Below are 14,017 nucleotides of genomic sequence, written 5' to 3'. Positions count from 1 at the left end.
GGCGAAGGCATGATGAACCTCGCCGAATACCGCCAGCGCCCGGCGCTGCTTGCCGATTGGCTGCCCTGGGCAGGTCTCGTAGCGCCCGGCGTGGTGCTGAACAAGGACGGCTCGTTCCAGCGCACGGCGCGCTTCCGTGGCCCGGACCTGGACAGCGCCACCGCCGGGGAACTGGTGGCCATCACCGCTCGCTTGAACAACGCGCTGCGCCGCCTGGGTTCGGGATGGGCGCTGTTCGTCGAGGCCGAACGGCGCGAGGCTGCAGACTATCCGCGCTCGGCCTTCCCGGAGCCGCTGTCCTGGCTGGTGGACGAGGAGCGCCGCGCCGGGTTCGAGGAAGCCGGCTCGCATTTCGAGAGCCGCTACCACGTGACTCAGCTCTACCTGCCGCCCGAGGAATCGCGCTCGCGCGCCGCGAGCCTGCTCTACGAGAACGCCGGTGAGACCTCCGGCCAGCGCCGCGTCGATTGGCGCGAACGCCTGCAGGGCTTCGTCGCCGAGACCGAGCGCTTCCACGGCCTGCTCGAAGGCGTGATGCCCGAAGTCGGCTGGCTGGACGATGCACAGACGCTCGCGCACCTGCACGCCAGCGTGTCCACGCGTCGGCAGGCGGTCGCCGTGCCCGAGGTGCCGATGCACCTTGATGCGCTGCTCGCCGACGAAGCACTGACGGGCGGCCTGGCGCCGATGCTGGGTGCGCGGCACATGCGCGTGCTCACGGTGCGTGGCTTCCCGACCTCCACATGGCCAGGCCTGCTCGACGAGTTGAACCGCCTGGGCTTCGCCTACCGCTGGAGCACACGCTTCCTGTGCCTCGACAAGGCCGAGGCCGAGCGTGAGCTGGGCCGGCTGCGCCGTCAGTGGTTCGCCAAGCGCAAGAACATCGTCGCGCTGCTGCGCGAGACGATCTTCCAGCAGGAATCGCCGCTGGTCGACTCCGATGCCGCCAACAAGGCAGCCGACGCCGATGCGGCGCTGCAGGAGCTGGGCAGCGACGAGGTGGCCTACGGCTACGTCACGTCCACCGTGACCGTGCTGGACGCGAATGCAGCAGCGGCCGACGAGAAGCTGCGCGCCGCCGAGCGCGTCATCCAAGGGCGCGGTTTCGTGACGATCCCCGAGACGCTGAACGCGGTCGAGGCCTGGCTGTCTTCGCTGCCCGGCCACGCCTATGCGAACGTGCGCCAGCCGATCGTCTCCACGCTGAACCTCGCGCACCTGATGCCGGTCTCTGCGGTCTGGGCCGGGCAGGAGCGCAACACGCATCTGGACGGCCCGCCGCTAATCGTCACGCGCACCGACGGCGCGACGCCGTTCCGGCTTGTCACGCACATCGGTGATGTGGGCAACACGCTGGTGGTCGGCCCCATCGGTATGGGCAAGTCGGTGCTGTTGGCGACGATGGCACTGCAGTTCCGCCGCTACGCCGGCTCGCGCATCTTCGCCTTTGACATGGGGCGCTCGATCCGCGCCACCGTCCTGGGCTTGGGCGGTGAGCACTATGACCTGGGCACGTCGCAGGAGGAGGGCGGCGGGAAAGGTGAGAACGGGATGGCCTTCCAACCGCTCGCGCGCATCGACCGCGATGGCTACCGCACCTGGGCCGCCGAATGGGTCGAAGGCCGGCTGATCCACGAGGGCGTGGCAGTCGGCCCGGAGGAGCGCGAGGCGGTCTGGTCCGCGCTCGGTAGCCTGGCCAGCGCGCCCATCGAGCAGCGCACGCTGACGGGCCTGTCGGTGCTGTTGCAGTCCAACATGCTGCGCCAGGCGCTCGCGCCCTACGTGCTGGGTGGCGCGCACGGCAAGCTGCTGGACGCCGACCATGATCGGCTGGGCAGCGCCGACGTGCAGGGCTTCGAGATGGAAGAGCTGATGCACAGCAAGGCCGCGGTGCTGGCCGTGCTGCGCTATCTGTTCGCGCGTTTCGAGGAAAGGCTGGACGGTGCGCCGACGCTGCTGATCCTTGACGAGGCGTGGCTGTTCCTCGACGACCCTGTGTTCGCGGCGCGTATCCGCCAATGGCTCAAGACGCTGCGCAAGAAGAACGCGTCAATCGTCTTCGCCACGCAGTCGCTCGCCGACGTGAAGGATTCGGCCATCGCGCCCGCGATCATCGAGAGCTGCGCGAGCCGCATCTTCCTGCCCAACCCGCAGGCCACCGAGCCGCAGATCCGCACGATCTATGAGGGCTTTGGGCTCAACAGCCGGCAGATCGAGATCGTCGCCACCGCCCAGCCCAAGCGCGACTACTACTACCAGTCGCGACTGGGCAACCGGGTCTTCGACCTGGACCTCGGGCCGGTGGCGCTCGCCTTCGCGGGCGCTTCCACGCCCGAGCACCAGCGCGACATCGACGCCGTGCTCGCCGCGCACGGCGCGCAGGACTTCGCACCCCATTGGCTGCGCCACTACGGCCTGGACTGGGCCGCCGATCTCATCCCCTCTTTCGGTTCTTTCCCTTCACTTCAGGAGATCAAGCCATGAAGAAGACCTTGCTGGCCGCCGTCACGGCCATCCTCACCGCGCTCGCCCCGGGCGCATACGCGCAATGGGTGGTCATCGATCCGACCAACCTCGTGCAGAACATCCTCACCGCCGCGCGCACGCTGGAGCAGATCAACAACCAGATTCGCCAGCTCCAGAACGAAGCGCAGATGCTGACCAACCAGGCCCGGAACCTGACGGGACTGGACTTCAGTGCGCTGGCCGAGTTGCGCGCCGCGCTGTCGGCCACGAACCAACTCATCCAGCAGGCCCAGGGGTTGGCTTTCAACGTTTCGCAGATGGAGTCGGACTTCCGCCGTCTCTATCCCGACTCGTACACGGCCGCGATCTCGGGCACGCAGATGGCCGTCGATGCTCGCACGCGCTGGCGCAATTCGCTGGAAGCGCTGCGTACCGCCACTAAGGTGCAGTCGCAGGCGGCGCAGAACTTCGCCGCCGACGAGCGCACGCTGACCGACCTGGTGAGCCGCAGCCAGTCGGCCGTCGGCGCGCTGCAGGCGATGCAGGCGACGAACCAGTTGCTCGCGTTGCAGTCGCGCCAGGCGATGCAGGCCCAGCAGCTCCAGATCACGCAGGATCGTGCGGCTGCGCTGGAGCAGGCACGCCAGGTCGCCGTGCAGGAGCGCGCCCGGGAGGTGCGCCGTCGCTTCCAGGGGGATGGCACGCCGTACACGCCCGCGGCCGTCAACTTCTATGGCAACTGAGGGAGAGGCCGCCATGCAACGAATCCTGATCCTCAGCCTGTTCGCGCTGGCACTTGCCGCCTGCGAGAAGACGCCCGCGCCCATCGAGTCCGTTGAGTCGCTGGCCGCCAATCCACAGCGGTTGAAGGAACTGCGCGAAGCCTGCAAGGTCGACCACGCCAAGGTCGGCGATGCGCAGTGCAGCGCCGTGTCCGAGGCCACGCGGCGACGCTTTCTCGGCAGCGGCCAGTCGCCGTATGCGGGCGATCCGGTCAAGCCACCGGCGCCCCCGGCGGCCGAGTCGGCACCAAAGGAATGATGCCGTGAACGACATCGCCGTCATCGACCGCTTTCTCGACGTCTTCTCGCGCTACATCGACTCGGGCTTCGGCCTGCTCGGCGGCGAGGTCGCGTTCCTGACGGCGACGCTGGTGTTGATCGACATGACGCTCGCTGGCCTGTTCTGGGCCATGAGCAACGCAAGCGGCGGCGGCGGTGACGACGTGATCGCCAAACTGATCAAGAAGGTGCTCTACGTCGGTGCCTTCGCCTACATCATCGGCAACTTCAATTCGCTCGCGGGCATCGTCTTCCGCTCGTTCGCTGGCCTGGGACTGACCGCCTCGGGTTCAGCGCTGACGCAGGCGCAGTTGCTGCAGCCGGGTCGCCTCGCGCAGGTCGGCATCGACGCCGGGCGGCCGATCATGACGCAGATCGGCGACCTGACGGGCTTCCCCGAGATCTTCGCCAACCTCGACGTGATCATCGTGCTGGGCCTCGCCTGGCTGGTGGTCATCGTGAGCTTCTTCGTGCTCTCGGTGCAGCTCTTCGTGACGCTGATCGAGTTCAAGCTGACGACGCTCGCGGGCTTCGTGCTGGTGCCTTTCGCGCTGTGGAACAAGACCTCGTTCCTGGCCGAGCGGGTGCTGGGCAACGTGGTGTCTGCGGGGATCAAGGTACTGGTACTGGCCGTGATCGTCGGCATCGGCACGGGGCTGTTCGGCGAGTTCACTGCTCCGCCGGGCACCGAGCCGAGCATCGACCACGCGCTGACCATCATGCTGGCCTCGCTCGCGCTGTTTGGCCTGGGCATCTTCGGGCCGGGCATCGCCACCGGGCTGGTGTCCGGCGCGCCGCAGCTCAGTGCCGGCGCGGCAGCTGGGACACTGGTCGGCGGGGCAGGGCTCGCGGTCGCCGGTGGTGCTGCTGTGGCCGGCGCTGGTGCGGCGGTCGCGGCCGGTGCGCGCATGGCACCCGGCGCGGCGCGGAGCGCGATCGGCGGTGCAGCGGCTGCAGGGCGTTCGGCCAGCACGCTCGCTGGCGGCGCGCGCTCGGCCTACCAGGCTGGAGCTGCGGCCTCGGGTGGCAGCGGCCTGCGCGCTGCCGGCGCGGGCCTGGCCAACGTCGCACGCAGCGGCGCCGAGGCAGTCGGTGATCGCGTCGCCTCGGGCGCCAAGGCCGTGCGCGACCGCGTGGCGAACTTCGTGGCCGAGGCGACCGCGCCGCCAGCGGCTGCATCGGCAGCACCTGCCGATGCTTCAGCAGCGCACAGCGCGACCAGCGCGCCGCCCGCCTGGGCGCAACGCCTTCAACGCCACCAGCGCATCGCGCACGGCGCAACCGTCGCGGCCCACACGCTGCGCTCGGGCGACAGCAGCGGCAGCGGTGCCAGTCCCAGCCTTCGGGATGACAGCTAAGGAGAACCCTTCATGCGATTCAAACGACCCCAGGTGCGCTACTCGGACACGCCGGCGCCCGTCACCCCCTACCAGGCGGCCGCGCAGGTGTGGGACGAGCGCATCGGCTCCGCGCGCGTGCAGGCAAAGAACTGGCGCCTGATGGCCTTCGGCTCCCTGACACTGGCGCTGCTGATGGCCAGCGGCCTCGTGTGGCGCTCGGCGCAATCCATCGTCACACCCTACGTGATCGAGGTGGACCAGGCCGGCCAGGTGCGCACGGTCGGCGAGGCCGCCACGCCGTACCGGCCGGGCGATGCGCAGATCGCGCACCACCTTGCGCGCTTCATCAACGACGTACGCTCGCTGTCCATTGACCCCATCGTCGTGCGGCGCAACTGGCTCGAAGCCTACGACTATGCGACCGACCGGGGCGCGGCCACGCTCAACGACTACGCCCGCACCAACGATCCGTTCTCGCGCATCGGTCAGAACTCGGTGGCGGTGGAAGTGACCAGCGTCGTGCGCGCCAGCGATTCCTCGTTCCAGGTGCGCTGGATCGAGCGCGGCTACGTCAACGGCGCACCGGCCGGAACCGAACGCTGGACTGCCGTGCTGTCCATCGTCCTGCAGCCGCCGCGCACCGAGGAGCGGCTGCGCAAGAACCCCCTGGGCATCTACGTCAATGGTCTGTCGTGGAGCCGCGAACTTGATGCGAACGAAGGAGTGAAGAAACCATGAACCCGACGAATTCTCAGTTGCGCCTTCACGTGTTTCCGGCTCTGCTGATTGCAGGGCTCACAGGCTGCGCCTCGCAGGGCAAGCCGCCGCCGACCATCACGCTGGACGAACCCGTGCAGGCGCAGCGCCTGCCCGATCCGCCCGTACCCGTCGAAGTGGTGGAGGTGCCCAAGCTCTTGCCGCTGCCGGCGCAGATGAAGGCACTGCCTGCGGCCGACGCACCGCTGCTGCCCGAGCCGGCCGACGAGAAGGTGCGTGTGTCCAAGGCCAACGATGAGGCCCGCATCGCGCCTTCGCGCGAGGGTTACGTCAATGCGATCCAGGTCTGGCCCTTCACCGACGGCGCGCTGTACCAGGTCTATACGAGCCCTGGCCGCGTCACCGTCCTCGCGCTGCAGGAGGGCGAGGAGCTGGTGACGGTCTCGGCCGGCGACACCGTGCGCTGGGTCGTTGGCGATACCGCGAGCGGCGCTGGATCGACGCTGCGCGTGAATGTGATGGTCAAGCCCACCCGCACGGGCTTGAAGACCAACATGGTCATCACGACCAACCGGCGCACCTACCTGGTCGAACTGTCCTCGACGCAGCAGGCCTGGATGGCATCCGTGTCCTGGGACTACCCGAAGGACCGCATGCTGGCGCTCCAGAAGCAGGCGCGCGAGGCGCAGGCCGCGGCGCCCGTGGACGCGGGCCTCTCGCTGGAGAGCATCCGCTTCCGCTATGCGATCAACGGTGACAGCCCGCCGTGGAAGCCGTTGCGCGCCTTCGATGACGGGCAGAAGGTCTACATCCAGTTTCCCGGCGGCATCGCGCAGGGCGAACTGCCGCCGCTGTTTGTGATCGGCCCGCAGGGCGACGGCCAGCTCGTGAACTACCGCTTCCGTGCGCCGTACTACGTGGTGGACCGGCTGTTCGGCGCTGCAGAGCTGCGCCTGGGCGGTTTCAAGGGCAGCAAGGCCGAAGTCGTGCGCATCGAGCGCACCGACGGCGTGTCCCGTGCGGCGACGGGGAGCAATGGATCATGAGCGAGTCCGCCAACGTCCCGCCGAAGGCCGACCCGGAGGCGATGGCGTTGCGCGCGCCGCCGCGCCCGGTGGTGCGCCTGAACCGGCGGATGCTGGCCGTGATCGTCGGCGCGCTGGCCGCCGTGGTGCTCGGTGCGACCCTGTGGTCGCTGCAGCCGCACAGGCGCGAACGCAACCCGGCCGCCGAGCTGTACAACGTCGATCGCGTCGCCAAGGCCGAGAGCCTGGACCAGTTGCCCAAGGACTACGCTGGGCTACCCGCACGGTCCGCGGTGCCTCAATTGGGCGTGCCGCTGCCGGGCGACCTGGGGCCGGCCATCGTGAAATCGCAGCAGCCGATGGACACGCGCGTGCCGGGGGGCGGTGTCGATCCGGCGCATGCGGCGCAGTTGGCGGCCGAGGAGGCGGCACGCTCGGGGGTGTTCTTCCGCGCCCCGGGCGGCGCCAGCGCCAGGCCTGCCCAGGCCGCGCCTTCTGGCGAGGCCCGCGCCGTGCAGCCATTCGATGCGCTGGCCGGCGCCTTGGCGCCTACAGCGCCGGCGCAGCCGGCCGACCCCACTGCGGTGCAGAACCGCCAAGACCAAAAAGAGTCCTTTGTCGCCAAGGCGGGCGACGCGGCCACGCGCAATCCCGGAAGTCTGCAGCTCCCGGCTTCGCCGTACCAGGTCATGGCCGGCACGATCATCCCGGCCGCGCTGGTGACAGGGATCAACTCCGACCTGCCGGGGCAGGTGATCGCCAATGTGACCGAGGAGGTTCGTGACACTGCCTCCGGCCGCTACCTGCTGATCCCGCAGGGCTCGCGCCTGATCGGGCGCTATGACAGCCAGGTGACCTTCGGACAGCGGCGCGTGCTGCTGGTGTGGACGCGGCTGATCCTGCCCGACACGTCTTCGGTGGCGCTGGACCGTCTGCCGGGCATCGACCCGGCCGGCTACGCTGGCCTGGAGGATGGCGTCGATTGGCACTGGGACCGCATCCTCGCCGGTGCGGCGCTGTCCACGCTGCTGGGCCTCGGCGCCGAACTGGCCGCGCCCGAGACCCGCGCGATCAACGGCGGCACCGGGGACCGCGTGATCATCGCCGGTCGTGAAAGCGCCCAGGACACGGTGAACCAGGTCGGCCAGGAGATCACCAAGCGCAACCTCAGTGTCCAGCCGACGCTCACGATCCGGCCGGGTTTCCCAATGCGGGTGATGGTCAATAAGGATCTGATCCTGAGGCCCTATCAGCCCTTGTTTTTCACCCGGGGTTCGTCGCAATGAGCACGGCCAAGCTTCGCCTCGGGCCGCTGCCCAAGATCGAACCGGTCAAGCTCACTGTCACGTTGTCGGCGGAGCTGAAGGCGACGCTGGACCGCTATGCGGCGATGCACGCGCAGACCTACGGCGAGCGGGTCGATGCCGTTGCGCTGGTGCCGCACATGCTGGAGGCGTTCATGGCGCGGGATCGTGGGTTCAGGACGATGGGACACAAACGAATCGCTCCCACTGCTGTGAGCAGACCGCTCCCGGGTGGGTGACGCCTGCGCGTTGCGGATGCAAATCGCTCTGAAAAGACTGCGGCGAAGCGATGGATCAATGACTTTCTTCGGGGCGAATCTGGTCAATGAACCATCCATTCCTGCACCGTGTGACGCCGCGTTGTTGAAGTTCGCGGTATTTGGCCTTGTCGATAAACTGGCGAACTCCATTGACCTCAGCCTCGACAACGACATCTCGGGCGAGTGGGTAGGCGTCTTCATGAAAGGAAATTCGGCGGTCGAGCTGGATCACGCCGTCCGGCAATTCCTTCCCTGACGCCGCAAGCTGCACGAGCGCAGCGCAGGCATCTCGCCATTTTCTTTCCTCCGGATAGAACCGAATGACTACGTCTACAGGCTTGCCGACTGCGGGCAGGTCGTGCCTTCGCTCCAAGACTCTATAGGCTTTGTTCGGCGGGTCACTATCAGGGATCAGCGTGAAGCCCATGCGCTGCCAAAACGGAATCGATGAAGACGGCTTGCATTGAATGACCAGGAGATCCTCGCCCTTGTGTCGGGCGAGATTGACGCAGTAGGCAACCATCTTCTTGCCGATTCCCCGGCCTCGGAAGTCTTGCTTGACTTGCAGGATTCCTGACTGCAGCAGGCGCCCGAGTTGGAAGGCAACTGGCAGTCCAGTCTTGCCGTCTATGTACACAAGCAGCTCTTGGTCCTCATGGGCTCGTGCAATGACGGACCAGTTGCAAAGAAAGTTGCCGTGCACGCCAGCAGCATCTTCCGCCTCCAACCAGGAACGGATTAGCGCGATGTCTTCGGGTTTGGAGCGTCTGATGACAGAGCGCGAGCCAGCACGCGCTTCTGGCGGGTTAGTAGTGGGCATGGCAGAGCTGTAGGATGCGGTGGGGTATGGGCGCGGCGGCGGATGCGCGCATCAGCCGCTATTGTGGGCTTGCAGAGTGGCCTGTACGGCTGCAGCGCGTCGTCCTGAACGTGATGGACCGCCGTTGCTCGTCGGTGGCCCCCGTCGCATCGAGCGCGAGTGCGCCACCGTCGTCAAGGAAGGAGTGAGTATGGATGTTCTGTTCTTCTTGAAAGATCGTACGCGCCTCATCCGCCAGTTTTACGAGCATGGGACGAGTCCGTTCAACGAGATCATCCGAAAGATCGAAGCGGAGGAAGAGCCCTATGTGCCTCCCTACAGCGAAGATGGAGAGCCGCCGTTTCTCAGCGAGTGGATCGATGCGGACGAACTGCGGGAAGTCACTGGCCGCTGTTGCCTGTCCATGCTGTCGGCATCTCTGCAGCTCTACTTCCGGACCTGGGAGCGCGACCTTGGCCTGAACTGCGGCAAGGCCTTCAAGGTCGAATTCAAGAACGAAGGGATTGTCGGCGGCTATCGCGCTTGTCTGGCCTCGTGTGCGGGCATCGACTGGACTCGATGCCCGGCGGACCTGGATATCATCGAGCAGGTGGTGTTGGCCCGTAATCGGGATCAGCATCCAGAGAGCATCACGTCGGTGCGAGTGACCCACGCCGAGAAGGATAGGCAGAGATATCCCCGGCCGTTCTTCATGAGCGAGCGCGAGGCCGCGCTGTTTGAAGAAGGCGACGAGCCGGCGCTGTTCATGTCGCCCTCGGTTCACGTCTCTCGCGACAAGCTGATGAAAGCGATCGAGCAGGTAGAGTACTTGTGCGAATGGCTCGAAGAAAAGATGTTCGATGCCAAGTATCCGGCAAGGATTCTCCGCGATTGATTCACGAACGGTCGGACTGCCCTAGGACACCCGGTGTACCAGGCTTGTCGAGGACCGTATTGACACAACGGAAGAGCAACTGACCTTCGCGCTGCTCGATGATTTCTTCGTCACCTTGGAAATGCCACTGGAACACGCTTGGGTGTCGGAGGAGGGCAGGGTCCAGCGGGCGCTGCGCAAACGGGTTGTGATAGACGCGCAGGCCGTCAAGCAGGCTTTCCTGGTAGCGCCGCTTGGGTTCGTTGATGACATGCGGACGGTCTGCGGCCGGATTGAGGCGCAATGCGGTGAAGACGATTCCGGGAGCGGGATCTGATGAGAGCGCGCGAACCTTGCCCATGGTTGCGCATCCGCTGAAGATCACCGCACTGATCTCCCGATAGGCCGGCGTGGTGAACAGGCCGAGGTCGATCGGACTGCCGTTGTCCTTGAATACCTGCCGCAGTTCTTCACCTTGCAACCGGCCTTCCTGGCCTCCTGTGGCGATGTAGCGCTCTTCGTCGACGTAGTAGCCATACAGCACGGCTTCGATCGGTCGCTGACAGGCCATGAAGCTGAACGGCTGGTCGAAGTTCGTCACCGCCACCACATAGGCGCGATCCTTCACATGATCGAGCGGCGCATATGACTCGATGTACTTGCGATGCTTCACTGCGAGGCTGTTGGCCAGCCGCACGATGGTCTGCAGGTTGAATGCATTCAGGTCGCCCGGCGGCATCTTGCCCAGCCTGGCAAACTCCGGCTCGGCACCCTGCGCGTTCGAGGCGATCGTGGCCTCGATGTTCAACCCCAGGCTTGGGATGCAGAAGTCGGGCCTTGCTTGCGAGAAGTCCACGCTCATGCCGTACTTCTTCAGCACGGCGAACAGGTACAGCTCCCAGAAGCTCGAATTGAACGTGGTCTGGAACTCCTCGACGAACTTGCCGTCGCGATCGACGAAGCCGCGCGCCCAGTCCTGCAGGACGTCCATGTTGTAGACGTTTCCTGTACTGAGAATGCTGCGCAGGTTTGGGTGCAACCTCGCTTCAGCGACGATAGGATCAAACAGCTTCAACAGATCACTCCGATTTGCTTTAGGGTCGATGGACTAGGCGCTGAAGCGTTCTTTGCAGGGGTGTGACGATCCCCAACAGCACGTTGCTACCGGCTAAGCGGTCCGGGCTACTTTTGCGACGCGATGAAATCCGCAACATCTTGCTTTGCCTGGGTCAACGCATGGCCAAAGCGAACATGGTTCTCCGGGATTGCGTCGACCATGAAAAACGTCGGGAATCGGCGATCTAGAAAGCTGGTCGCTAGCGTGGTCCCAAGTTGTGCAATGGCCGCCAGTTGCGCATCGTTGAGCGTCTTTCCTTCGCTCTTCATCTGGTCGGTGATTGCCTTGGATCTGGCTTGGAGTCGCTCTTCGGTGCAGTCAGTCTTGAGATAGCCAGCCGCGAGCTTGAAAAACCACTCTTCCGCCGTGATGTTGATGTAGCCACCCTTCTGCAGCTTGTGAGCATGCAGCTTCGCGAGCGCAGCATTAATGTCCAGCGTTGTGATCAGCTCCCGATAGAACGAGCGAAAACCACCGAGCAGCTCTGACGGATCGACAGAATGCGTAGGGCCGATGAGCCCGAAGCAAGGGCTGGGGCCATCGGGCTTGACGAAACTGAGGGAATGGCCACCAAAGCATGCTGACATGCATACGAGCAGGTTGAATCCAGTTGCCTTGTTGAGCCGGGCCAACGGGTCCGAAAGCTCTGGCCAAGTCAAGGACGTATCGTCAGGGAATGCGAGTCCCGTCTTGTCCTCCCATCCATGCATCTCGATCTGGAGAATGGGGGCGGCATCACTCTTCTCAACCTCAGTGGTCAGCTTTTCAATGGCTTGTAGGAATTCTTCGCGTCCCTTTACGTTGATCAGCTCCACTTCAGGCACCACTGCATGATCGTCGCGCAGACCCTCGATGGATTTTCCCAACTCGGTTCCGGTCTCGAAATCTCCAGGATCGAGGGACTGGAGGATTGCGACTTTCGAGAACTTAAAAGATGACATAGCTATAGCTCCCCTAGAAGCATCGTGGTTAGGGCCGGATCGTAGGAATTGGGCTTACCACTCAGCTGACGGACATTCCGTTTAATCGCCCCGCGACTCGGTCATACTGCAAGCCAAATTTACATTCGGCTACAGCCCCATTCTGCATGCATATCGAGCGATTGCACCTGAGCGGCTTTCGATGCTTCGGCCCACAAGAAAGCACCATTGCGCTGGAGCGCCATCTCACCGCATTCATCGGTGTCAATGGCACCGGCAAGACCGCCGTCCTTTTGGCTTTGGCTCGCCTCTTTGGCGTGACGGCGGACCAACGTCGCTTGCGGCGACAGGATTTCCATGTTCCTGCAAATGAACTCGCTCCTGGACCGCAGCGAACGCTGTACGTCGAGGCCGTCGTCGCTTTCCCTGAGCTCGATGCGAACGCGGACCTCGCGGCGGTGCCAGAATTTTTCCAGCAAATGGCCGCCGACGAGCAGGGCCGCCTCAAGTGCCGCCTGCGGCTGCAGGCGACCTGGACAGACGACGGCTCGCTCGAAGGCGCAGTGGAGCAAAAGTTGCTGGCCGTGCGCACCTTCGGGCCATTCGAGGACGACGAGTGCTTCGAAATGAAGGCTGTGGACCGGGCGAGGATTCAGATGATCTACGTTCCGGCCACGCGAGACGGTGGCTCTCAGGTCACGGCCTTCCTCAAGGGGCGTCTGTGGCGCGCGATCAACTGGTCGCAGGGTGTCAAGGACGCACTGGTCCATGCCGGAGCGACGATGAACGGGGCCTTCGTCGGGGAAGCAGCTGTCGGTCGCATCGCCGCGGCCGTCAGCTATCGCTGGCAGCAGGTCCATTCGGCGGGCACGGACACCACGCCGGTCTTTCGGCCTGTGGACGTGCGCTGGCAGGAGTTTGTGCGCAGAGTGGAAGTCATGTTCTACCCGGATGAGTCGGGTCGTGAGCGTGGTCTCGACGATCTCAGCGATGGGCAGCGCTCCTTGTTCCACCTCGCCATGACCGCGGCGATCCTTGACGTTGAAGCGCAGGTGGCGGCCGATCCCGCCGCTGCAGGTTTCCTGGTCGACACGGTGTCGCTTCCCGCTCTGACGCTGATCGCGGTGGAGGAGCCAGAGAACACATTGGCACCGTTCTACCTGTCGCGCATCGTGGGTCAGATCCGGGAACTCACCCACGGCCATCGCGCACAAGCCATCGTGTCGAGCCACTCCGCGAGCATCCTGGCGCGCATCGAGCCTGAGGGCGTGCGGCATTTCCGCTTGAATCCGGTGGACCGCACGGCGATGGTTCGTGCGCTGCAATTGCCTGTTGGCGTGGAGGAAGCGTCTAAATTCGTGCGTGAGGCCGTGAGGAGCTATCCGGAACTCTATTTCGCTCGTTTCGTTGTCCTGGGCGAGGGAGCTACCGAAGAGGTGGTGTTGCCTAAACTGGCTGAAGCGATGGGGTTTCCGATCGATCGGTCGTTTGTGGCTATCGTCCCGCTGGGTGGGCGGCACGTGAACCACCTATGGCGCCTGCTCACCGACCTTGATATTCCACATGCCACCTTGCTTGACCTGGACTGGGGCCGAAGCGGAGGAGGGTGGGGGCGCATCAAGACGGCTTGCGAGCAACTGCTGGCCTGCGAATTTCATCCACAGCAGGTGTTCGGCGCCGCTTTGCACCCCGATGGGCCGGCGGCGAACTTAGCGCTATTCGCTCAAAACGCGGCAGGCAACGTAGCAGGCGTCGAGCAATGGGTTCAACACCTGCGCAGCTCCGGCGTCTTTTTCTCTTATCCACTCGACCTTGACCTGTCGATGTTCAGCGCCTTTTCCGTCGCGTACCAAGTACTGGAGGCCGGAGATCGCGGGCCTTCAGGAAGGGGTGACCCCAGGGATGCTGTGCTCGGCGAGGATGGCATTCCTGGCACGTATCCAGCAGCTTGGGATACTGCGCTGCGCTGGTACCGCTACCTGTTCCTCGGTCGAGGCAAGCCAACGACGCACGTGCGTGTGCTCTCGACCGTGCCGGCACCGCAACTCGCTGCAGGTGCCCCGGAGGAACTGCGGGCGCTGCTGAACTACGTGCGCGCCAAGGTCGAACCGGCGGCGCCGGGTGGCATCTGACG

Annotated in this window: 13 protein-coding genes; 10 read left to right on the top strand and 3 right to left on the bottom strand. The window is 65.0% G+C overall.

Going from position 1 to position 14,017, the window contains the following annotated elements; genetic code table 11:
• Nucleotides 1-9 precede the first annotated feature (9 nt).
• The 8 genes from trbE to BM004_RS07850 are packed head-to-tail and all read left to right on the top strand — an operon-like array spanning nt 10 to nt 8,152.
• On the top strand, nt 10-2,484 hold the full coding sequence (gene trbE, locus BM004_RS07885; RefSeq protein ID WP_093212383.1) for a conjugal transfer protein TrbE: 2,475 nt from the start codon (nt 10-12) through the stop codon (nt 2,482-2,484).
• Nucleotides 2,481-3,209: a P-type conjugative transfer protein TrbJ gene (gene trbJ / locus BM004_RS07880; protein WP_093212381.1), complete on the top strand. Its 729-nt coding sequence runs from the start codon at nt 2,481-2,483 to the stop codon at nt 3,207-3,209. Before trbE ends, trbJ begins: the two co-directional genes overlap by 4 nt.
• Nucleotides 3,210-3,222: 13 nt before the next feature.
• On the top strand, nt 3,223-3,507 hold the full coding sequence (locus tag BM004_RS07875; RefSeq protein ID WP_093212379.1) for an EexN family lipoprotein: 285 nt from the start codon (nt 3,223-3,225) through the stop codon (nt 3,505-3,507).
• 4 nt (nt 3,508-3,511) lie between these two features.
• On the top strand, nt 3,512-4,885 hold the full coding sequence (gene trbL, locus BM004_RS07870) for a P-type conjugative transfer protein TrbL (protein WP_093212377.1): 1,374 nt from the start codon (nt 3,512-3,514) through the stop codon (nt 4,883-4,885).
• Nucleotides 4,886-4,897: 12 nt separating this feature from the next.
• Complete coding sequence (gene trbF / locus BM004_RS07865) at nt 4,898-5,605, top strand: conjugal transfer protein TrbF (RefSeq protein ID WP_093212375.1); 708 nt, start codon at nt 4,898-4,900, stop codon at nt 5,603-5,605.
• Complete coding sequence (trbG, locus tag BM004_RS07860; protein WP_093212373.1) at nt 5,602-6,630, top strand: P-type conjugative transfer protein TrbG; 1,029 nt, start codon at nt 5,602-5,604, stop codon at nt 6,628-6,630. The genes trbF and trbG overlap by 4 nt, the downstream gene beginning before the upstream one ends.
• Nucleotides 6,627-7,895 carry a TraB/TrbI/VirB10 family type IV secretion system protein gene (locus BM004_RS07855; protein ID WP_177206419.1) on the top strand — a complete coding sequence of 423 codons (1,269 nt, stop codon included), beginning with the start codon at nt 6,627-6,629 and terminating at the stop codon, nt 7,893-7,895. The genes trbG and BM004_RS07855 overlap by 4 nt, the downstream gene beginning before the upstream one ends.
• Nucleotides 7,892-8,152 carry a DUF2274 domain-containing protein gene (locus BM004_RS07850; protein WP_093212371.1) on the top strand — a complete coding sequence of 87 codons (261 nt, stop codon included), beginning with the start codon at nt 7,892-7,894 and terminating at the stop codon, nt 8,150-8,152. The genes BM004_RS07855 and BM004_RS07850 overlap by 4 nt, the downstream gene beginning before the upstream one ends.
• A 55-nt stretch (nt 8,153-8,207) precedes the next feature.
• Here the strand turns inward: BM004_RS07850 and BM004_RS07845 are convergent, their stop codons facing one another.
• Nucleotides 8,208-8,993 (bottom strand): GNAT family N-acetyltransferase, encoded by a 786-nt coding sequence (locus tag BM004_RS07845; RefSeq protein ID WP_093212369.1) that lies wholly within the window; start codon nt 8,991-8,993, stop codon nt 8,208-8,210.
• Nucleotides 8,994-9,117: 124 nt separating this feature from the next.
• On the opposite strand from BM004_RS07845, the gene BM004_RS07840 reads away from it, so the two are divergent.
• The gene (locus BM004_RS07840) at nt 9,118-9,867 is read left to right on the top strand and encodes a hypothetical protein (RefSeq protein ID WP_093212367.1); all 750 of its coding nucleotides are present in this window, start codon (nt 9,118-9,120) and stop codon (nt 9,865-9,867) included.
• A gap of 1 nt (nt 9,868) precedes the next feature.
• On the opposite strand, the gene BM004_RS07835 is transcribed toward BM004_RS07840, so the two are convergent.
• The gene (locus tag BM004_RS07835) at nt 9,869-10,837 is read right to left on the bottom strand and encodes a hypothetical protein (protein ID WP_093212365.1); all 969 of its coding nucleotides are present in this window, start codon (nt 10,835-10,837) and stop codon (nt 9,869-9,871) included.
• Nucleotides 10,838-11,028: 191 nt separating this feature from the next.
• Nucleotides 11,029-11,904, bottom strand: coding sequence for a hypothetical protein (locus BM004_RS07830; RefSeq protein WP_093212363.1), 876 nt, complete (start codon nt 11,902-11,904; stop codon nt 11,029-11,031).
• Between the two features lie 146 nt (nt 11,905-12,050).
• On the opposite strand from BM004_RS07830, the gene BM004_RS07825 reads away from it, so the two are divergent.
• Nucleotides 12,051-14,015: an ATP-dependent nuclease gene (locus BM004_RS07825; protein WP_093212361.1), complete on the top strand. Its 1,965-nt coding sequence runs from the start codon at nt 12,051-12,053 to the stop codon at nt 14,013-14,015.
• The last annotated feature ends 2 nt before the right edge of the window (nt 14,016-14,017 follow it).

Source organism: Variovorax sp. OK212 (assembly GCF_900112425.1).
Lineage (GTDB): Bacteria > Pseudomonadota > Gammaproteobacteria > Burkholderiales > Burkholderiaceae_C > Variovorax.
Note: the sequence above shows the minus strand (reverse complement) of the source record. Positions and strands in the feature narration are given on the sequence as shown.